Origin of the sequence: Nocardia sp. NPDC051911, assembly GCF_040681035.1 — a bacterium.
Taxonomy (GTDB): domain Bacteria; phylum Actinomycetota; class Actinomycetes; order Mycobacteriales; family Mycobacteriaceae; genus Nocardia; species Nocardia sichangensis.
Window position 1 is genome coordinate 39071 of sequence record NZ_JBFAXY010000003.1, and the last position, 19483, is coordinate 58553.

Below are 19483 nucleotides of genomic sequence, written 5' to 3' on the forward strand. Positions count from 1 at the left end.
CAGAGGACCGGCCTGCCTCGCTCGAGTGGTCTTTGGTCACTTCTCCCGGGGACGATCAGCCGCATTCGAGCCTGTGCCGCGGCTCATACCGTTGAGGTCGGCGCCCGGCTGGGTGCTACGCGACCACAGGCTCGGGAGGTCCTCATGACAGAGCAGCGATTCGACGACCCGCATCACCTCGCCACGGCGAAAATCGTTGTCGGCGTGGATGGTTCGGACGGGTCGTGGACCGCCCTCCGGTGGGCGGCGCGGTTCGCGGCCGATCGCGGTCGCGAACTCGAGATCCTCCACGGCATGGACGCGGTGGGCAACGACTGGGTACTCGGCGACTACGAGGTCGTGATTCCCTCGGTCCTCGACGTCATCCGGCAACAGGGACAGGATGTGGTCGCCCGGGCCGAACGCGTGGCCCGATCGGTCGCACCCGAGTTGCGTATCTCGTCTCGCGCGACCACCGATACCGGGAAGCAATTGCTGATCGAGCACAGCGCGGAGGCGTACGCGGTCGTGCTCGGTGCGACCGGAAACGCGGGGACGTTCACCCATCTGGGCTCCACGCTGCTGGCCGTGACCGCCCACGCGCGCGGCGCCGTGGTCGTCGTGCGCCCCGACCCTGATGCCGACGGCGCGGTCCACACATCCGGCCCGGTGGTGGTCGGCGTGGACGGTAGCCCCGTCGGCGACGCGGCTATCGAGGCAGCCTTCACCGAAGCGGCCGAACGCGATGTCGAACTCGTCGCTGTCCATGTGTGGAGCGACTGGGACTCCGGGCGCTTCGTCGGTCACGCCCACCGGGCCGAGGCCGAACTCGACAACATCGAGCGGGCGGTTCTCGCCGAGCGTGTCGCGGGGTGGCAGGAGAAGTTCCCCGAGGTTCGCGTCGCACGGAAAGTCGAGGTTTCCGCGCCGGCGTCGCACCTGCTGTCCTGGTCGAACGTGGCGCAGTTGCTGGTCGTTGGCAGTCGCGGACGGGGCGGTTTCGCGGGCATGTTGCTCGGTTCCACCGCGAACACTCTGGTACAGCATGCCTCGTGCCCGGTCATGGTCGTCCACCCGTGATGACCGAGATCGGGCAGAGGGCGGTGTACCTTCGACGTACGCGGCGGTAGCCGCCACGGTGCTGCTCGTCGGCGGACCATGTGATATCGGGAGGCGAGTGCCGATGGCGGCGACGGATCGGTGGTCGTGGCCGAGCATCCTCGGCGCGGACGGCCCGGCGGCAGTGATCTGTATCCGGTTGGCGGTGGGGCTGGTGTTCCTCAGTGAGGGTATTCAGAAGTACCTGTATCCGGACAAACTGGGTCCGGGCCGGTTCGCGAAGATCGGCATCCCCGCACCGACGTTCTTCGCGAACTTCGACGGTGTCATCGAAATCGTCTGCGGCGTCTTGATCGTCATCGGACTGCTGGCCCGCTTCGCCGCGCTGCCGTTGCTGGTCGATATCAGCTTGGCGATCGTCTTCACCAAGTTGCGTGAGCTGCGCCCGGGCGGGTTCCAAGGAGTGGAAGGCTTCTGGGGAATGGTCCACGACGCGCGCACCGATGTCGCGATGTTGCTCGGGTTGATCTTCCTGATCTGGGCAGGGCCCGGCCGCTGGTCATTGGATGCGTGGCTCACCCGCCGTGCTCAGCACGACGTCCTTGCGTAGTCCCGTCGTAGGAGTGCCCGCGATGGTCACTGTCATGCCCCCCGCATGGCGGGTCTGGCTGCGCCGTGTGGACCATCCATTGCCTCTTGATTCATGGTGTTTCGATATTGCGTCCTGTTGGGCAAAAGTTGCCCGATGTGGCCTGCCTCGTGCATGAATCAGCCTCTGTCGGAACGATTTTCGAACCTCGCCGAAGCATGTATAGAATCCGATCCGGTACAGCGAGTCCCGGCTGAACTTCGGTGAGGAACCACCGAGCGCGAACCCTAGGGGTGAAAAGGAGACATCATGTCCGGACTGGAGTTCGCGACTCTCCGTGATCAGGTGGCCGCGCTGCGGACGAAAACCATCTCGGCCACCGAACTGCTCGAGCTGACCATCGCGCGGATCGAAAAGTTCGACGACAAGATCAACGCCATCGTGGTGCGGGATTTCGACCGCGCCCGCGCCGCAGCGAAGCAGGCGGACGCGGCGCTGGCGCGCGGTGAGTACGCACCGTTACTGGGCGTGCCGGTGGCGGTGAAGGAATCGTTCAATGTCGCGGGTCTGCCCACGACGTGGGGATTTCCCGATGCGAAGGATTGGCAGCCTGCCGAGGACGCGGCGTTGGTGACGCGGGTGAAGGGTGTGGGCGGTGTCGTCATCGGCAAGACCAATGTGCCGCGCGCCCTGCACGACTGGCAGTCCTACAACGACATCTATGGCACCACCAACAACCCGTGGGACCTGACACGCTCGCCCGGCGGCTCCTCGGGCGGCTCGTCCGCCGCACTCGCGGCAGGGTATGTCTCGCTGGCACTCGGCTCCGACATCGGCGGCTCGCTGCGGGTACCAGCGCATTTCTGCGGCATATACGCCCACAAGCCGTCACGGACGCTGCTGCCGGGTCGGGGAAATACGCCGCCTCGGACGCCTGCGCTGCCGGCCCCGCAAGACCTCGCCGTGGTCGGGCCCATGACGCGCAGTGCCGCCGACCTGACGTTGGCGACCCTGTTGCTCGCCGGTCCCGACGAGGTGGAGGCGGTCGCATACAAGCTCGCGCTGCCACCGCCGCGCAGCGCCGAGTTCGACGACTTCCGGGTGCTGGTCATCGACACTCATCCGTTGTTGCCGACGTCGACCGTCATCCGCGACGGGTTCGACCGGATCGCTCGAGGGCTCGAAAAGGCTGGTGCCGCGGTCGCCCGGCACAGCGCGCTGCTGCCCGACCTCACATTGACGGCGAACACCTATCTGACACTGCTGATGTCGCAGTTCGGCGCGGATGCGCCGGTCGATACCTACCGAGCGCTCCAAGCCGCCGTTGCCGACATTCCGCCGAACTCCGACCGTCCGGAGGATGTCATCCGCCGCGCGTTCGTGGCCGGCCACGGCGACTGGATCAGGGCGGACCGTGTCCGTATGGTCCTGGCCGACCAGTGGCGACGCCTGTTCGACGAATTCGACGTGGTGCTGTGCCCGATCACGCCGACGCCTGCCTTCCCGCATGACCATTCGGACATGGACACTCGCACTATCGATATCGACGGCACCACGCACCCCTATAACTACCACCTGGTGTGGGCGAGTATCGCGACACTGCTCGGGCTACCGTCTACCGCGACGCCGATCGGGCGCTCGCCCGAGGGGCTGCCCTACGGCATGCAGATCATCGGCCCCTATCTCGAAGACCACACCACGTTGCGGTTCGCAGAGTTGATCGAGCAGGAGTTCGGCGGATTCAGCCCGCCGCCCGGTTTCGTCTGAGGGAGGTCGACTCGCTTCGCTCTTGTCGCGGGTCCGAAGGGTGCGCTGATCGGATCCGGTGACGAACCGGTAAAACCGCTGTGCGGCTCAGCTGGACCGGTAGCGTTGTTCCGGCACTCGGCTTTGTGTCTGCGTCCGGCTTTCGCCGGGACGACGGTATGGCGATCGCTGGAGGAGTGGTGGCCCGGGTATTCATCAGCCACGCCGGCACAGACCGGGCGTGGGCCGACGAGATCCACGGTTGGCTGGTCGCGGAGCGGCACGAGGTGTTCCTGGACCAGCATCCGGTCGACGGCCTTGCCGCAGGGGAGGAATGGGAGCAGCGGCTCTACGAGCGTTTGCGATGGGCCGACGCGGTGGTCTGCGTCATCACCCCGACCTACCTTCGATCTACCTGGTGCGCAATCGAAATCGGCATCGCGAAAACCCTCGGCAGCAGATTGCTGCCAGTGCGTGCGGCGGCGGGCGCGACACATCCGCTGCTGAAATCGATCCAGCAGCCCGACGCCGTGGCCGATGCCGACGCGGCGCGGGCTGGACTGGCGCGATCGTTGCGCGCGCTGGACGCGGGCGGAGGATCGGGCTGGCCGGACGACCAGTCGCCGTACCCCGGCTTGGCGTCGTTCGAGACCGCCCAGCACCGGGTCTTCTTCGGGCGCGCACGGGAGGCGAGCGCGATCGCTGAGCGATTGCGCGCCCCCGCCTTCCGATCCACCCCCTCGGTCTTGCTGGTCATCGGACCATCAGGATGCGGCAAATCCTCCCTGGTGCGCGCCGGTGTCATCCCGTTGATCGCGGAGGAAAACTACTGGCTGCCAATGGAACCGATGACGCCCGGCGTGGACCCTGTGGGTGCGCTTGCCCGGACGCTGGCGATCGCCAGACGACGGACCGGACTCGACTGGCAACTGTCATCGGTGCGCGACCGCCTGGCGAAAGACGGCTTGCGAGAAGTCTCGGATGAGATATTGATCGCGGACGAGTCGAGCCGCCGGCGCAAACTGCTGTTGGTGGTCGACCAATTCGAGGAATTATTCCGACGCGCCGAGCCCGCGCAGCGCGCGGAGTTCACCGAACTGCTCGCCCCGGCGATCGGCGGGCCCGTGCAAGTGCTGGCCACCTTGCGGACGGAATTCCTCGACCAAATGATCGTCGATCCTGCGATGAGCTCATTGTCGACCGAAACGTATCCATTGCGCCCACTGCGGAAAGGCGGACTCCGCGAGGTCATCGAACGACCTGCGCGGGTGGCCGGTTTCCGTATCGACGACGGCCTCGTCACCGAGCTGCTCGCCGACACCGACAGCGGTGAGGCGCTGCCCTTGCTGGCATTCGCACTGGAGCGACTGGCCGACGGTGTGCACCGCGGTGGGACGCTCTCATTACAACGCTACGACGAAACCGGCGGTGTACGAGGCGCGCTGGTACGTCAGGCCGAAGTGGCGCTGGCGGAAGCCCGCGCGGCCACCACCCTCACCGACAACCAGATCATCGACGTGATGCTGCGCCTGGTGACCGTCGACGAACGGGGCGTGCCCACCCGCGCCCGGATACCGCGCGACGAGCTGACCGAAACCGACGCCACGGTCGTCGACGCGTTCGTCACGCAACGACTGCTCACCATCGATGAAGAAGACAGACGAATCGTCGTCTCGGCGGCACACGAAGCGTTTCTGCAACACTGGCCGCTACTGCGAGACGCGATCGAGAAGGAGGGCAAGGCGCTGCGCGCCCGCCGCGCGATCGAGGAAGCCGCCGCTGACTGGAAGCAGGACCGCGCGGCGACCAGGCTCTGGGAGCGTGGACGACTGGAGTCGGCGATGGACGACACCGGCGCACGCATGCGCGTCCAACGGAGGCCGAATCTGCGCACGTGGCCACCGCGCCTACGTCGACTGGCGACCAACCGTGTCGACCTCAGCTCCAGCGCGAAGGAATTTCTCGAGCGTAGCTATCGCAGAGATCGCTTCCGGCGTGGGCGCGCGACGGCCGTGCTGTCCACTCTGCTCGTCGCGGCGCTGGTCGCCGCGACAATCGCGGTGATCCAGCAGCGCAAGGCTGTCGACCAGCAACGCACAACTGTCGCGCGCGCGCTGCTCACGGATGCGCGAGACGTGTTCGACGGCGAACCGCGCACCACGATCCGACTCGCGCTGGCGGCCGACGCCATCCACCCGAGTGTCGAAACCCGCAACTGGCTGGTGAAGCGGCTCGCCAGCACCTACTACGGGGGAACGCTCGACGGCAACGGACGAGACGTGAGCCATACCGTGTTCTCCCCGGACGGTCACATGCTCGCGGTACAGACCTATGACGGCGTCATCGCGCTGTGGGATCTCACAGATCCGCGCGGACCGCGCCGGTACGGCGATCCGTTGACCGGCCCGAGTACCCTCGCGGAGCCTGTGTTTTCACCGGACGGACGCCGACTACTGACCGGTGCGGGGATCGATATCGATGCCAGGAACGCCAGACTCGGTATGGTCTCGCACGATCACACCTTCGACGGAAACGGCCTGGAAGGCGTGCTGGAGTGGGATGTCAGCGATCCGAGCCATCGGCTGGTCGGCAAACGCCTGCTGCCGGACATCGACGAGAAGACACAAATGGTGCTGGACTCCGGTGGGGCCTTCGGGGTCACTTTCGGCTGGACCCAGCCGACGCGGCTGTGGGACTTCACTGGTCCGCCGCGAGCGGTAACGCTGGCGACGCAGGAACAACACGCCGATGCGGTCGCGATTTCGCCCGATCGGCGGACACTCGCCACCGGTGTTCCCGGAGGTGTATTCCTATGGGACGTTTCGGACCTCGGCACACCACACCAGATCGGGAGAATCGAAGCCCAACTGCCCGGACGATCGCCACTCGGCCCCGACGCACTTGCCTTCTCACCAGGCGGGGGAATCTTGGCGGTTTATCTGGACCTCGCCGGGCTCACCCGCTGGGACGTGGGCGATCCCACCCGCCCGCAACAGCTGGGTGCGGCTATGCGAGCGACCCGCCATTTCGCATTCGCACCGGCGACGGGTCGACTCGCCGTAGCGTATGGCAACGCGGCATACCTTTACGATCTCGACGATCCAGCAAACCCGCGACAGTGGAGCGGGGCGTGGGTCGGCCAGCCGAGCGATGTCAGCGCCGTAGGGGTCGCCAGCACCGGCCGAGTCGCCACCGGTGCTCGGGATGGTCGCGTCACGCTGTGGGACAGCGAATTTCGCGTTCAGCCCAAGCCTGCCGGTCCGTCGTTGTACGGAAGTTTCGATAGGAAGAGGCCACCCTGCTGTGTCACCACGGTCGGTGACTTGATGGCGATCGGCGGCGCCAACGGCAACGTCGACCTCTGGGATATCTCGAACTCGCGAGTCCCGCTCCGACTCGCCACCTGGAATGCCGAGCACGTCGATTTCTCGAGGAACGATCACCGACTGTCGGCGGTCGCCTTGTCCGCTGACGGCAAGACGGTGGCCACAGGCGGGCCGGACCGGACGGTATCGCTGTGGGACATCAGCGATCGCGCCCATCCTCGTCGTCTCGGACCACCTCTGACCGGGCTCGGCGGAATCGTGCGGGCGATCGTGTTCACACCTGACGGCAATCGCCTCGCCGCGGGCTCCGACAAGAACTCACTGGTGTGGGACATCAGCAAGCGGGAAACGCCGCGCCGGATCGGACGCGGCTTGCGCGACCGTCAGATAACAGGACTGACATTTACCGATGGCCGCCTACTCGCCCTCGGCTGGAACGGCGGGAATGCCGCGTTATGGGACCTCACGAATCCCGATGAACCGTCGTTGGCCGGCATGGCACCCACCAGAGTGATGGTCGGTAGGCTCGCATACTCGCCCGCCGCACGAGTCCTGGTCACGAGCAGCACGGACAAGACCATACAGCTCTGGGACATGAAGGATCTCGCACATCCGCGTCGGCTCGGCGACCCGCTGCGGGACACCATGGGCGGCGATGTCGACGTGATCTTCGATCAGACCGGCCGCCTGCTCGCGGAACTGGGGTTGGATGGAAGGATCCTTCTGTGGGATATCACTGATCCAGCACGTCCAGTACAAGTCGGCGACCCGATCGACGCCAGGGCCGATGCGGTGGCCGGTGCTCAATTGAGCACCGACGGTGACACACTGGTCGCGGTGTACAGCGACGGCCCAGCGGTCATCTGGGACTTGAGCGCGCTGAACGAATTACGTCGACGGACCGTCGAAATCGCCTGCACGACAGTGGGTACGGGACTCGATTCCGCTGGCTGGCAGCAATACATCCCGACGATCGAATACCGCCGGACCTGCCCGTGACGTTCACGGCTTGCGCGTCAGCCGTACCGCTCGGCCCCCGCTTTCGTCGGTGATGAGGATCTCGCCGTGCGGATCGACGGCGATCCCGCTGATCGCGCCGAGTTCGCCGTACGGCAACCGAATCGGCGTCGTCGATCCGGCCGGAATCCGCCACAATCTCCCGTCTCGCGTGGACGCACCCGTCGTACTGGCCGGGTCCGGAATCCAGGCGTTGTCGGCCAGCAGCAGCGCTCCGTCGTGATCGAAGGCGAGCGCGGCGACCGCTTCGCCGGCAGGCAGCGGAGTTTCGGTGGGCGTCACCGAACCCGGCGGGATACGCAGCAGTCGATTGACCGGGGCGGTGCTCGTCACCACCAACTCGCCGGCGTCGGAAACCGTGATCGGCGCACCGAGGTGATCGACCGTCAACAGCACAACCTGCGTACTGGAGCCTGCCGGGAACTTCAGGATTCGGGCGTTGTCCGGGTCGGTGATGTACACATTCCCCGTACGGTCGACCGCGACGCCGGCTCCGTTCGCACGTTCGGAACTATTCAGGTCGGCCGCGCCGAACCCCACTAGCGGCAACAGCGCGACATTTTTCGTGTCGGCCGCCACCTTAAGCACCTGACCGTGCTGATAGTCGCAGACATAGAGCTGAGCGTCCTGTCCGATGGCGAAACCCGAGGGCCAGTGCAGATCCGGCAGACCGATGCGCTCCGGAGTGTATCGCCCGGAGGGCAGCCGCTGGATGCCCTCGTTCTCGGACACGTAGACGTCTCCGCTCGCGGAGACCGCGATGCCACTCGGCCCCGAAACCGGCATCGGCAGCTCGGTTTGCGCCGCCCAGCCCCACATGTCCCGGTTCGAACGTTGAGCCGGCCACCACACCCAAACCGCCACGCCCACCGCCACCACCACGACAACCCCCGCCGCGATCCACCCTCCCCTCGACCGCAGCCTTATATTCAGCATTTGGCCGGTACCGTGTCGCCCGCCAGGCGGAACTCGAACCGGATCGCGCCCGGGCTCTGCGCGGGCAGGACGATGGCCGCGCCGTGCCCGGGCCTCCAGGTCCGGGGGACCAGGACGTAGTGGTCACCGATGCGGCTCAGTGGCGCCAGCCCGTCGTAGCGGAACCGGTAGGCGGATCCGGTGTCGGGGTCGGGGTCGCAGGGCGTCGTTCGGACATCCGGCCCGGAAAGGTGCAATTCCTTTTCGCTGTAGATGATGACTTGGGAACTGGTGGGCAGTTGCGCGGCCCATTCCCGAGCTCGGGTCTGACCGACCGCGACCGAGTAATCGGTGGCGATCCAGAACAAATTGATGCCGACCATGAGAAACAGGATCACCCACTCCGCGACCGCTGCCGCCTGCGACGGTGGCGGCGCTGTCGCAGGCAGGCTTTCACGCAGACGCTTACGACGCAGCACGACCAGCAGCCAGAACACCAGCACCCCAGCGATGATCGACACCGGTGCTACGCACAAACCCTTGTTGATCGGGGTCACTACGTATATCCGGGACAGCCCGTTGACGAGGACCGCCCCGGCGATCAGCACCATCGCGGCGGTGGCCCACCGCCCCGGTCGACGGGTGCGGATCGAATCCGGAAGCGCGACGTATCCCCAGAGCACCGCCATACCGATGAGACCGACGAGTGTCAGCGGCACGAACAGTGCGTCGACGGTGCGCATCAGGTACTCACGGATGCTCGGATTCAGCGTCGTCGAGTCGACACCGAAGTAGTTGAAGTACCAGTAGACATGCGCCCATCCGAAGTAGAACAGGACGGCGGTGAGCAACGTAGTCGGCGCGACCAGTTGCCCGATGGATCGTGCGACGTGACCGAACCCGTCGAACGCCGAACCCGTTGCGGGTGTCGACGCCTGCTCATCTGGTGGTGGTGACACGTGGCTTGCTCGTCGCCGTCTCGGTGGGCGTTTGGGTTCGGGTGGTCGAGTCGGCTCCGGTAGGGGAGACGGTTCTCGTGGGGGAGGTGGTGTCGGATGTCTTCGGTTCGAAGCCTTCTGTGCCGCAGGGAAGTTTCTGCGGGGACAGTGTTCCCGTGAGCAGCGTCAGTGTCGAGCCGGACATCAGAATCAACGACCCGTTCACCGACTCTCCGGTCGGGGTCGAATCCTGCTTCGCGCCGGAGAATCCGGAGTACTGGCAAATGCTGCGGTAGGTGTCGGCCTTGTCCTGTGCAACGGCAACGCTCGCGCAGCCGCCGCACGCCGCGGCTATGCGCTGCACTGCCAACTCTTTGACCGCGACGATTGGTGCGCCCTGGAGTTCGGTGAACGCCGGAATCCGGAAGGGCGCCCCGGCCGCCTTACCGGCATCGGTTTTGCCTGGTCGCCCCGGCGCTTCATCACCCGGCGGGGCATCGGTTCCGGACAACAGTTGGGTCGTCGTCGCAGTGCCCGCTTGCGGGTCGGGTATCGACGTGGCGCATGCCGATAACGCGAGCGCCGCCCCACCCACGACCATCATTCGCCGAGCGAACATTCTTTCCCTCCCCGCATTCCGGAACACGATTACGTCGGTGCTCAGTCAACGCGCACGTGACCGACCGTGTCGCACCACTGATCATCTCTCAAAAGATCAGACGGCAGAGTGGATTTCCCTACACTGCCCAGGTGACGAAGCACCATTTCTGTCACTCATGACGCTGTGTGCGGCATGCGAATGCACCGTATCTCGGCGGCGGCTGGGCATTTCTTCGACCAGGTACAGCGAGTTCGATTGTTGTCTCGCGGTCACCACTCCGGATCAGCGTGGTAGATCTCGCGGTATTCCTTGGCGAAGACGCGGCGGCCGAGCAGACGCCACGCGAGCCGGGCGGGAAGTGGCATCTCGGCGAGAATTTTCCGGCGGTCGTCGTCGGAGACGCCCTGCAGAATGAAGCCGAGGAAGACCAGCTGGCGGTCCTTCGGCATGTGCTCGCGGCCGCGTTCGCCGAGAGCCTGCCATTCGAGCGCGGTCATGACGTTCTCGACCACGGGCAGGATGTGCCGCTCCTCCTCGGCCATGTGCTCGTCGAGGGTATCGGACAGCGCCCGCAGCGTGGCCGCGAGCCGGTCCCGAACCGACGGGTCGGCGGCGGTGGCGAACTCGGTCCCGTCACGGTGGGCGCGCTCGGTGAGTTCGGCGATCCGCTCGTGCTGTTCCTCCATGCGCAGCACCAGAGCGGCGTCCGCGGAGGCGCGCTCGAGCAGGATCGGCCACATGAGCTCGTCCTCGCCGGTGTGATGGTGGTGCAGGCCGTCGCCGAGTTCGCCGAGGAAGGTGATCAGGCGCCGGGCGCGCTCGACGTCTCCGGGCGCCACCGCAGCGACGAGGCCGGGCAGAGCGCTGAAGTGTCTGCGGAAGGCGTTGTGCAGGACGACCATGTCGTAGGTGTCGGGGCGGCTGGGCGCGGTGCGGGCGGTGTTCATGCGGTGCTCCTGTCGCGGCGGTGAACCGCGACGACTGTGCGGCCCGCCGCTTGCAGCCCACTTGTAAGGCACTGCATGGGGGTCGGTCTTAGACTTGGCGCGTCATGGTTCGGATCCGGGTGCTCGGCGCGCTGACCGCGGCGGACGAGCGGGGCGAACTCGATCTCGGCGGTCCGCGGCAACGTGGCGTGCTGGCGCGGCTGCTGGTAGCACGGGGCGAGGTCGTGCCGGTCGATCGCCTCATCGATGACCTGTGGCGGGGTGAACCGCCGCCGCGGGCACTCGGCGCACTGCAAGCCTACGTCTCCAACCTGCGGCGGTTGCTGGAGCCGCAGCGGGCACCGCGCACACCCGCCACCGTTCTGATCAGCCGGACCCCCGGCTACGCGGTCCGATTCGCCACCGAGGACGTGGACGCGTGGCACTTCGGCGCGGAACTCGACGCCGCTGGGCAGCAGGGCGATCCGCGCGAGCGACGGCGCACGCTGGAACGCGCGCTCGCCCGCTGGCAGGGCCCCGCCTACGCCGCCTACGCGGCGGAGCCGTGGGCGACCGCGGAAGCGGCGCGGCTGGAGGAATTACGGCTGGGCGCCCGCGAGCAACTCGCGGCCGCCCTGCTCGAGCTCGACGAGCCGGCGCTCGCCGCTGCCGAGGCCGAGGTCTTGAGTAAGGAGCACCCGCTGCGGGAAGAGGCGTGGCGACTGACAGCGCTGGCTCGATATCGGGCGGGCCGCCAAGCCGACGCGCTGAGCGCCCTGCGCCAGGCCCGCAACGTTCTCGCGGACGAACTCGGCATAGATCCGGGTCCGGCTTTGACCCGGCTGGAGGCGGACATCCTCGCGCAACGAATCCCGCTGCGCGAGCGGGCGATTCCACTCCCGCAGACACCGTCCACATCCGCAGCGGCCGCGAGCGCCCCGCAGGCCGAGCCGAATCCGGGATTGTTCGGCCGAACCGGAGAACTCGCCGCGCTGCGCGACGCGGCCGCCGGTGCCGACCCTCGGTCGGCGACTGTGGCGGGTGAAGCCGGCAGTGGGAAATCGACTCTGCTGCAGCACTTCGGCGCGGCCTTGCGCGCGAACGGGCACCGGGTGGTGATCGGACGCTGCCCGGAGGACGACGCCGCTCCGTCGGCTTGGCCATGGGTCGAGATCCTGCGCGCCCTGGCCCGCGAGCACGATCCCGGCGGCTTCGCGCCTGCCCTGGCGCCGCTGCTCACCGATGGCGCCGGTGCACAGGACGCCGACCGCGACCATGGCCGTTTCCTGCTACATCGGGCGGTGTGCGGCTACCTGAGCGCCGTCGCCGCCGTCGCCCCGTTGGCGATCCTGCTCGATGACGTACATCGGGGCGACACCGAGACAGCGGCGCTGCTCACCGCGGTGGCGACGCAGGTACCCGGGCTCGTCGTGATCGGCTACCGCCCCGACGAGGTGCCGCCTGCGTTGGCAGACGCGCTCGCGGCCCTTGCCACCACCGTACGCGCCCGGGTTCGCCTGCGCGGCCTCGGCGTCGAGGACAGCGGTCGCCTGATCACCGCCCTGACCGGCAGCACACCGGCGGCCGCTGTGGTCCGGACGTTGCACGAGCGCACCGGCGGGAATCCGTTCTATCTCATCGAGGTCGCACGTCTGCTGCAGAGCGAGGGCGAGCTGGTCGCCGCGTCGGACGTTCCGGAGGGTGTGCGGGACGTACTGCGCCGCAGGCTTTCCCGGCTTCCCGAGACCGGGGTGGCGCTGCTGCGTCTGGCCGCGGTGATCGGCCGGGAGTTCGATGTCGCGGTGCTGGTGCGCGCGGCCGAGGTGCCCGAGGACGACGTGCTCGACGCGGTGGAAGCGGGGGTGCTCTCCGGGCTCCTGGACGAACCGGCCAGCGGCCGAGCGCGTTTCACGCACGTTTTGGTTCGGGATACGCTGCTCGGCGACCTCTCCCGGATCCGCCGTGACCGATGGCATCGGCGGGTCGCCGCCGCGATCGAGGAGATCGATCCTGGCGATCTCGCGGCTTTGGCCCATCACTACGGCGAGTCGGTGAACCCGGAGACGGCACGACGAGCCGCCGACTACGCCGTGGCGGCAGCCGAACGGGCCGAGCGGCGCTACGCCCACGACGTCGCCGCGGCCGGGTATGAACGCGCGGCCGCCGCGCTCGAGCGTCACACCGGCGCCGACATCGTCGAGGAACGGGTCGCGATGCTGTGCCGGGCGGGTCGCAGTCATCTCGCCGGTGGCGCCGGGCTCGCCGCTCGAACCGCTCGGCACCGGGCCGCGGCGCTGGCGGAGGAGGCCGGCCGAGTCGATCTGCTGGTACGGGCGTTCACCGCGTGGGACACACCCACCCCGTGGATGAATCGACAGTACGGCGTGGTCGAGCACCGGGTCGTCGGTTGGATAGAGGACGCACTGCGTTCCCCCGGCCTCGCTCCCGCCGACCGGTGCCGACTGCTGGTGACGCTTGTCGACGAGATCGGCGGCGAGGCCGGCGAACGCGCGGCGGTGGCCGCCGCCGAGGCCGAAACTCTGGCCCGCGAGCTCGGCGACGACGCCCTGCTCGCTCCCGCGCTGCAAGCGCAGGCCTCGCTGTACGACTCGCCGGAGCGCGGCCCGCTCGGAGCCGAGTTGATCGAGGTCGGGCGACGCACCGACCGGAGCGATTACCTGCTCCTCGGACACACGGTCGCGGTTCAGGCCGCCGCGTCCGCGGCTGACATCGCCGCCGTCCGCGAGCATCTCCAGGCGGCCACCGCGCTGGCAGACCGCTATCAGTGGCGGCAGGCGCAGGTGGCGAACGCGATGGCGTGCGGGCTGGTGGCGCTCATGACCGGTGATCCCGACACGGCCGAGCAGCACTATCTGCGAGCCAACGAACTGCTGACCCGCGCGGGCATTTTCAATGCGGGCGGAATCCTGGCCATGGCGCTGTTCGTAGTGCGGCTGCACCAGGGCCGCGCCGGTGAACTGGCCGAGATGGCCGGTGCATTCGCCGAGAGCGCCGTCCCCGCGACCGTCGACGCCATGGTGGATTTCCTGGTGCTGGCCCTGCTCTCGGCCGGCGATCGGGCGGAAGCGGCGCGGATCCGGCGCCGGGCCCGGCCGATCCGCGACGACGTGTTCCGATCGCTGTTCCTCACACTGCGCGGCATGGCGGTCGCGACACTGGGCACGCCCACCGAGGCCGCCGCGCTCTACCGCGATCTGCTTCCCTACCGTGACCGGCTCGGTGGCGCCGACACCGGTTCCTACGCGGTCGGTCCGGTCGACACCGTTCTCGGTGACCTGGCGGCCCGGCGCGGCGATGCCGAACTCGCCGCCGCGCACTACCGGGCCGCGCTCCACGTCGCCCAACGCTGCGGCAACCCCACTTGGATCGCGGCCGCGGCCGAACGCCTCGAGCGCTGACGCTTCACTGGTCGCTCACAAGTCGGACCCGGACCATCGTTCCCGACGATCCGGACCGACCGAGGAGTACCCCGATGCCGAATACCCGCCGCTTTCGCGCGGCCACCGATCTGTACCTCAAGACCGTGACCACCGCGCACCGCAAGCTGCTCGACATCAGCGGCGGCCGTGCCGGCACTCGATTCAAGAAGATGCCAACCCTGGCTCTCACCACGACCGGACGGCGAACAGGGTTGCCGCGCATCGTGATCCTCACCGTTCCCGTCGTGGCGGGCGACAGTTATCTGATCGTCGCTTCGCGGGGCGGAGACGACATCTCCCCGGATTGGTTCCACAACCTGTGTGCCGATCCCGCGGTCGAGGTGTCGTTCCAGCACGGCGCGAAGCAACCGATGACTGCCCGCGTGCTCCCCCCGCAGGAACGCGACCGGCGGTGGCCAGAGGTCGTCGCAGCGTACCCGGGGTACCAGACCTACCAGAAGCGGACCACCCGTCAGATCCCTTTGGTCTTGCTCAGCCCGCGCCGGTGAGCGGCGTCCCGCGGGAAGCAGACTTAGCAGTGCCGTTGCTCCCTGCGAGTGAGCGTCCAGGTGACAGCCGCTCGGCGCGCTGTTTGATGCCCAGCAGCATTTTGCGCTCCATTACCAGACTCCCCGGTTCCATAACGAGTTGGTAGAACCCGCGGGTCAGCTTCGAGGAGCCGGTGAGCGCGATGCGGTTGCGACTCACCAGCCGGGTGGCTCCATCTATCGGGTATAGCCCGAATGCCCAGACCCAGTGGCCGTCATCGGAAGCGAAGACCAATGCGTGTTCGGGTTCCAAAGCCGCGACTCGCATACGCGGGCCCGACTTGCCGAGGGCGAGATCATCACCGATGGCAAGGTTTTGGAACTGTGGCAGGATCTGCTCGGCGCTATGCATGTCGAGACCGAGCATGTTCTCGAGCCAATCGTAGGTGTACGCGCCGCCACGGCCCGGTCCCAGCTGAACCAGCCACGGCCAGATCGCGTCCGCGGCGGTGCCGATCGTGATCGCCCGCGTCGTGACGATGTCGGGGTCGACCAGTAGTTCGTCGCCTGGCATGACTCGGGCAATCTCCTCCGCTGCGGCACCCCAGGTCAAGCATCTGGTGCGCCAGAAGGCCCGATAGGTTATCGCGAGCCCGGCGAGGGCCGATGCGCCGGCTGCGCCAATCGCGACTGTTCTCATGAGTTCCGACTCCTGGGTCGACGTGAGCGTTCGGGGATGAGGGGTGGTGCCGGTTGTACAGCGGCAGGCGATGAACCGAACACCGGCAACGTTCACGTGCCCAGCGACTCGGCTGCGAGGTCACCGAGCCGGGCGCACGGATTCCGGCATATCCAGGATCTCGTGAAGCGGCCGACGCGGTGTCGCCGGCATGTCCTGTTCCGGTTCGGGCGCGATGCCGACCCGGATCAGGACCTGCGGCAGAGCTGGATGGCGGATCAGCTCACGCACGACCGCTCGGCTTTGTGGCGTTTCGGTGAGATGCGTCAGTGGACATGTGGCATAGCCCGCGAGTGTGCACTCCAGCAACACAGTGGACAGGACCTCTCCGCAACGCACCATGTCATCGGGTGCGTCGCTGCTGGTCGACAGAACGAGAATGACCGAATGGTCGTCGGTGATCTGGCCGCGCCGGTCGCCGGTGGGGGTGGCGGGAAACGTGCGGGCCACACCGACTCGCTGCCGCTCCTCCGGCGAGACCAGGACCTCTTTCGGTACCCCTGCCTCGGCGACGACGTGCCCGGTCCACCATGACAATTCGGCGTGGTAGCCCGCATCGTAGCGGCGCAGGGCGGCGGTCATCTCCGAGGCGCGGGCCAGGGCGGGACGACTGTCGTCGCGGAGCACGTCGAGTGTGACTGCGGATGGTTCGAAGGTGGACCGAAGCACCTGTTCGAAGTCGGACCATCCGGAAGGCGCCTGGAACGGGAGCCGGTCGGTGTGCCGTCGCAGAATGGCGTCAGCGCGTGCACGGTCGCCTTCGGTGACGATTCGAGCCGGTTCGAACGTGATGTTGGTCAGGTGTTCCCGGCGGTTCGGGTCGGGGAAGCGGGCGAGGTGGATCCGCCAGCCCGCGGCGGCCATCGCGGCGCGCAGATGGTCCAGAGCGACACCGCAGCTGATCAGCAACTGCCTGCCCGATTTGTCCGTCGCTGGGAGCATGCGTCCGGGCACGGCGAACAGACGCAGGGTGTGACCGTCGTAAGTCCAATGCCAGGGTTGGCTGTTGTGCAGCGACGGCGCCCGGCCGGCGAGCAGGACGGCTCGCTGGATGGTTTCTCCGGTCGGTTGCTCGTTCATATTGTCACGGTAGGGGTCGAGGGCCGGTGTCCGAAGGGGCCGTAGGTCCCGTATTTCGCCGCGAACGGTCCTGATGGGCTGACCGGTCAGGAAGTCGGCGACCGCCATGATGGCCTGTGGGCGGTGAAGCCGGTACCGCGCTGCGGTTACGTGCGGCCCTGCGGGTTCGGCCGCGACTCGGCCCGAAGCGGGGAGCGGTGTCGAGCGAGACGACGCAGGCGCTCGTGCTCGAACCAGAACACCGCGACGCTGGCGGCGAAGCACAACACGGTGGCGGCGGCCCCGAGAGTCACCCAGCCGGTGAATCCCGATCCAGCTGTGGTGAGTGTGGCCGCCAGGATCGCTACTCCGGTGATGAACAGCACGATGCCCGGAATGTTGTACGGGTCGGCGAGGCTTTCTCCCGGCTCGGCATGGTAGGGCTGGCCGGATGCGTTGTCGCTCATGATTATTCCCTCGTCTCGGTGGAAATGGGCTGCGGCTGGGCGGGTCCGTCACCTCGATCGTGACGTCGTCCTCGATCTGCAATTCGACCGCTACGGTGCTCGCGGCCGCATGCCGCACCACGTTGCTCACCGCTTCGCGCATCCGGCGCTGGGTGTCGGTCAACTGCAGAGCGAGGGCCGCCTGGTCGGCGAAGGCTGCCATCATGCCGATCGGGGGAGACCGCACCGCAGATTCAGGACGGCTGTCGCGGCTGTTCCAATTTGGTGGCCAGCACTGCGGCTTGGGTGCGGCGTTCGACGCCGAGTTTGGCCAGCAGTCGTGACACGTAGTTCTTGACAGTCTTCTCCGCGAGGAACATCCGGCTTGCGATCTGCCGATTGGTGAGCCCTTCGCCCAGCAGGGCGAGCAACGTGCGCTCCTGGTCGGTGAGACCGGCGAGCGGTCCGGTCTTGGCTTCCGCTTCCGACCGCAGCTTCGCCATGAGCGCTGCGGCTGCACGGTTGTCCAGCAGCGAGTTACCAGCGCCGACGGCGCGGATGGCATCGATGAGCGCGAGACCCTTGATGTCCTTGACCACGTATCCGCTGGCTCCGGCGAGGATGGCGTTGAGCATGGCCTGTTCGTCGGTGAAGGAGGTGAGGATCAGGCAACGCAGGTCGGGGGCGGCCGAGAGCAGTTCGCGGCACAGTTCGATGCCGTTGCCATCGGGCAGCCGCATGTCCAGCACGGCGACGTCGGGGCGGAGGGCAGGGATCCGGGCCAGCGCTTGCGAGTAGCTGCCCGCTTCGCCGATCACCTCGAGGTCCGGCTCGAGGTCGACGAGGTCGGCGACGCCGCGGCGGACGATCTCATGGTCATCGACCAGAAAGACCTTGACCATGGATGGCCCCTTTCGTCGCTCGGTCATGCTGTTCTCCTGAAGTGTACGAATCGAGGCTCTGCCACCACGGCTTCGGCCGCCGCATCACCCCGCAGCGGGCGTACGGGATTCCGATCCCTACACCGGCGGCACCGGTCGAGCGGCGGACCCGGATATGGGATGCGGTGCAGCTCTCGATATCAGCTGGGGTGAGCGACCCGGTCGAGTTCGGCGCACGCCAGCCGTTGCGCCCATGCGCGTGCCCGCTCGAGTTCGCCATCAGCCAGTGGCCCGGTCACGTCGGTGACGAGGAAATCCATCGGATCGTCCGCGAGTTCGTAACCCGAACGGCGCAACCGTTTCGCCACGCCGCGCGCGGCCGACCCCGGCAGCCACGCTGGAGTTGCGGCTTTGGTGCCGAACGCCGCAGCTCTGCTGCCCGCCGGAACGGTGAACGCCGCGTCGAGCCATTCCCTGACTCCGATATCGACGGCTACTGCTGCTGTGGTCCGCTCGGCGGCGTCGCGTCGGGTGCGTGGTCTGCTCAGTCCGAAGGCATGCGTGGGCGCGCCGACCACCAGCAGATCCACCTGTACCGCGCTCATTTGGGCGGCCGTAGCGACGTCCATGACCTCCACTGTGGCGTATGCGCCCAGACCCTCGGCGATCGCCCCGGCGATGGCGGCGGTGTTGCCGAACATTGATTCATAGACGACTCGCGCCAGCATCTCGATCTCCTCCAAGGGCCTACCTGCGGAACCTCGACGTTACGGAGAAGGCGTCGGTGGCAGCAGTGCCGAAGCGCCTCGCGCCGAGGGACTTTCGACCACGGTCGCTTCGAGGAGAGCGCGCTACCGACGAATGCCATTGCGCCCCAGCGAGGGGGTCGGAGGACTCTTTGCCCGGCCTGAGCCTCTCTCGAAGCTTGAAGTGGCCCGAGCGCGGGCGTTTCGACAGCAAGACGGACGGAGATCAGGCAGATGAAGGTCGCGGATGTACTGGCCACGGCGAAGGACTCCTTGACGGTCACGCGGGTGTATGCGGAGCCGGTCGAGCGGGACGGAACCACGGTGATCGCGGCCGCCGCGATCTCCGGTGGCGGCGGCTCCGGTGCAGGCACCGACAACTCGGGGCAGGGAGGGGCGGGTGGCGGTTTCGGTCTGGGGGCCAAACCGGTCGGCGCCTTCGTGGTGAAGAACGGTCATGTGCGCTGGACGCCTGCTGTCGACGTCAATCGGCTGGCGACGGTGATCGGCGTCGTGGCGGTCACCGCTCTCGTCGTCGGTGTTCGCATCGCAAAGATCCAGGCGAAGTAGCCGCCCGGGCCGCATGGG

The 19483-nt window shown here is 67.3% G+C and carries 16 protein-coding genes; 7 read left to right on the forward strand and 9 right to left on the reverse strand.

All coding sequences use genetic code 11. The features are described from left to right. The first annotated feature begins 144 nt into the window (after positions 1–144). The 4 genes from AB0L97_RS04875 (at position 145) to AB0L97_RS04890 (ending at position 7698) form a co-directional block, all read left to right on the forward strand. A complete protein-coding gene (locus AB0L97_RS04875; protein ID WP_364425315.1) occupies positions 145–1059 on the forward strand; it encodes a universal stress protein in 915 nt (304 codons plus the stop codon). Positions 1060–1162: 103 nt separating this feature from the next. Beyond that, positions 1163–1648 (forward strand): DoxX family protein, encoded by a 486-nt coding sequence (locus AB0L97_RS04880; RefSeq protein WP_364425317.1) that lies wholly within the window; start codon positions 1163–1165, stop codon positions 1646–1648. Between the two features lie 288 nt (positions 1649–1936). Further along, entirely contained in the window at positions 1937–3394 is a 1458-nt protein-coding gene (locus tag AB0L97_RS04885) for an amidase (protein WP_364425319.1), read from the forward strand. A gap of 158 nt (positions 3395–3552) precedes the next feature. Next, positions 3553–7698, forward strand: coding sequence for a TIR domain-containing protein (locus tag AB0L97_RS04890; RefSeq protein ID WP_364425321.1), 4146 nt, complete (start codon positions 3553–3555; stop codon positions 7696–7698). Positions 7699–7701: 3 nt separating this feature from the next. Here the strand turns inward: AB0L97_RS04890 and AB0L97_RS04895 are convergent, their stop codons facing one another. The 4 genes from AB0L97_RS04895 to AB0L97_RS04910 all read right to left on the reverse strand — a co-directional run bounded on the left by AB0L97_RS04895 (position 7702) and on the right by AB0L97_RS04910 (position 11117). Then, entirely contained in the window at positions 7702–8502 is an 801-nt protein-coding gene (locus AB0L97_RS04895) for a hypothetical protein (protein ID WP_364425323.1), read from the reverse strand. Positions 8503–8645: 143 nt separating this feature from the next. After that, on the reverse strand, positions 8646–9590 hold the full coding sequence (locus AB0L97_RS04900; RefSeq protein ID WP_364425325.1) for a hypothetical protein: 945 nt from the start codon (positions 9588–9590) through the stop codon (positions 8646–8648). Next, entirely contained in the window at positions 9571–10173 is a 603-nt protein-coding gene (locus AB0L97_RS04905) for a hypothetical protein (protein WP_364425327.1), read from the reverse strand. The genes AB0L97_RS04900 and AB0L97_RS04905 overlap by 20 nt, the downstream gene beginning before the upstream one ends. A 266-nt stretch (positions 10174–10439) precedes the next feature. Continuing rightward, complete coding sequence (locus tag AB0L97_RS04910; RefSeq protein WP_364425329.1) at positions 10440–11117, reverse strand: hemerythrin domain-containing protein; 678 nt, start codon at positions 11115–11117, stop codon at positions 10440–10442. A gap of 104 nt (positions 11118–11221) precedes the next feature. On the opposite strand from AB0L97_RS04910, the gene AB0L97_RS04915 reads away from it, so the two are divergent. Continuing rightward, positions 11222–14515 carry a BTAD domain-containing putative transcriptional regulator gene (locus tag AB0L97_RS04915; protein ID WP_364425331.1) on the forward strand — a complete coding sequence of 1098 codons (3294 nt, stop codon included), beginning with the start codon at positions 11222–11224 and terminating at the stop codon, positions 14513–14515. A gap of 74 nt (positions 14516–14589) precedes the next feature. After that, complete coding sequence (locus AB0L97_RS04920) at positions 14590–15045, forward strand: nitroreductase family deazaflavin-dependent oxidoreductase (protein WP_364425333.1); 456 nt, start codon at positions 14590–14592, stop codon at positions 15043–15045. On the opposite strand, the gene AB0L97_RS04925 is transcribed toward AB0L97_RS04920, so the two are convergent. The 5 genes from AB0L97_RS04925 to AB0L97_RS04945 all read right to left on the reverse strand — a co-directional run bounded on the left by AB0L97_RS04925 (position 15029) and on the right by AB0L97_RS04945 (position 18877). Continuing rightward, positions 15029–15724, reverse strand: coding sequence for an SRPBCC family protein (locus AB0L97_RS04925; protein WP_364425335.1), 696 nt, complete (start codon positions 15722–15724; stop codon positions 15029–15031). The genes AB0L97_RS04920 and AB0L97_RS04925 overlap by 17 nt on opposite strands. A 120-nt stretch (positions 15725–15844) precedes the next feature. After that, positions 15845–16843, reverse strand: a complete 999-nt coding sequence (locus AB0L97_RS04930; RefSeq protein ID WP_364425337.1) for an NAD(P)H nitroreductase — start codon at positions 16841–16843, stop codon at positions 15845–15847. 146 nt (positions 16844–16989) lie between these two features. Further along, positions 16990–17289, reverse strand: coding sequence for a hypothetical protein (locus AB0L97_RS04935; RefSeq protein ID WP_364425339.1), 300 nt, complete (start codon positions 17287–17289; stop codon positions 16990–16992). A gap of 233 nt (positions 17290–17522) precedes the next feature. Then, positions 17523–18170 carry a response regulator transcription factor gene (locus tag AB0L97_RS04940; protein ID WP_364425703.1) on the reverse strand — a complete coding sequence of 216 codons (648 nt, stop codon included), beginning with the start codon at positions 18168–18170 and terminating at the stop codon, positions 17523–17525. Positions 18171–18349: 179 nt separating this feature from the next. Next, positions 18350–18877, reverse strand: coding sequence for a flavodoxin domain-containing protein (locus tag AB0L97_RS04945; protein ID WP_364425341.1), 528 nt, complete (start codon positions 18875–18877; stop codon positions 18350–18352). Positions 18878–19129: 252 nt separating this feature from the next. On the opposite strand from AB0L97_RS04945, the gene AB0L97_RS04950 reads away from it, so the two are divergent. Continuing rightward, positions 19130–19465: a spore germination protein GerW family protein gene (locus AB0L97_RS04950; protein ID WP_364425343.1), complete on the forward strand. Its 336-nt coding sequence runs from the start codon at positions 19130–19132 to the stop codon at positions 19463–19465. Positions 19466–19483: the final 18 nt, after the last annotated feature.

Bases quoted from the DNA above. Each gene is read 5' to 3' on its own strand.
- AB0L97_RS04875 (WP_364425315.1), top strand. From the start codon at position 145: ATGACAGAGCAGCGATTCGACGACCCGCATCACCTCGCCACGGCGAAA.
- AB0L97_RS04880 (WP_364425317.1), top strand. From the start codon at position 1,163: ATGGCGGCGACGGATCGGTGGTCGTGGCCGAGCATCCTCGGCGCGGAC.
- AB0L97_RS04885 (WP_364425319.1), top strand. From the start codon at position 1,937: ATGTCCGGACTGGAGTTCGCGACTCTCCGTGATCAGGTGGCCGCGCTG.
- AB0L97_RS04890 (WP_364425321.1), top strand. From the start codon at position 3,553: ATGGCGATCGCTGGAGGAGTGGTGGCCCGGGTATTCATCAGCCACGCC.
- AB0L97_RS04895 (WP_364425323.1), bottom strand. From the start codon at position 8,502: ATGCCGGTTTCGGGGCCGAGTGGCATCGCGGTCTCCGCGAGCGGAGAC.
- AB0L97_RS04905 (WP_364425327.1), bottom strand. From the start codon at position 10,173: ATGATGGTCGTGGGTGGGGCGGCGCTCGCGTTATCGGCATGCGCCACG.
- AB0L97_RS04910 (WP_364425329.1), bottom strand. From the start codon at position 11,117: ATGAACACCGCCCGCACCGCGCCCAGCCGCCCCGACACCTACGACATG.
- AB0L97_RS04915 (WP_364425331.1), top strand. From the start codon at position 11,222: ATGGTTCGGATCCGGGTGCTCGGCGCGCTGACCGCGGCGGACGAGCGG.
- AB0L97_RS04920 (WP_364425333.1), top strand. From the start codon at position 14,590: ATGCCGAATACCCGCCGCTTTCGCGCGGCCACCGATCTGTACCTCAAG.
- AB0L97_RS04925 (WP_364425335.1), bottom strand. From the start codon at position 15,724: ATGAGAACAGTCGCGATTGGCGCAGCCGGCGCATCGGCCCTCGCCGGG.
- AB0L97_RS04930 (WP_364425337.1), bottom strand. From the start codon at position 16,843: ATGAACGAGCAACCGACCGGAGAAACCATCCAGCGAGCCGTCCTGCTC.
- AB0L97_RS04935 (WP_364425339.1), bottom strand. From the start codon at position 17,289: ATGAGCGACAACGCATCCGGCCAGCCCTACCATGCCGAGCCGGGAGAA.
- AB0L97_RS04940 (WP_364425703.1), bottom strand. From the start codon at position 18,170: ATGGTCAAGGTCTTTCTGGTCGATGACCATGAGATCGTCCGCCGCGGC.
- AB0L97_RS04945 (WP_364425341.1), bottom strand. From the start codon at position 18,877: ATGCTGGCGCGAGTCGTCTATGAATCAATGTTCGGCAACACCGCCGCC.
- AB0L97_RS04950 (WP_364425343.1), top strand. From the start codon at position 19,130: ATGAAGGTCGCGGATGTACTGGCCACGGCGAAGGACTCCTTGACGGTC.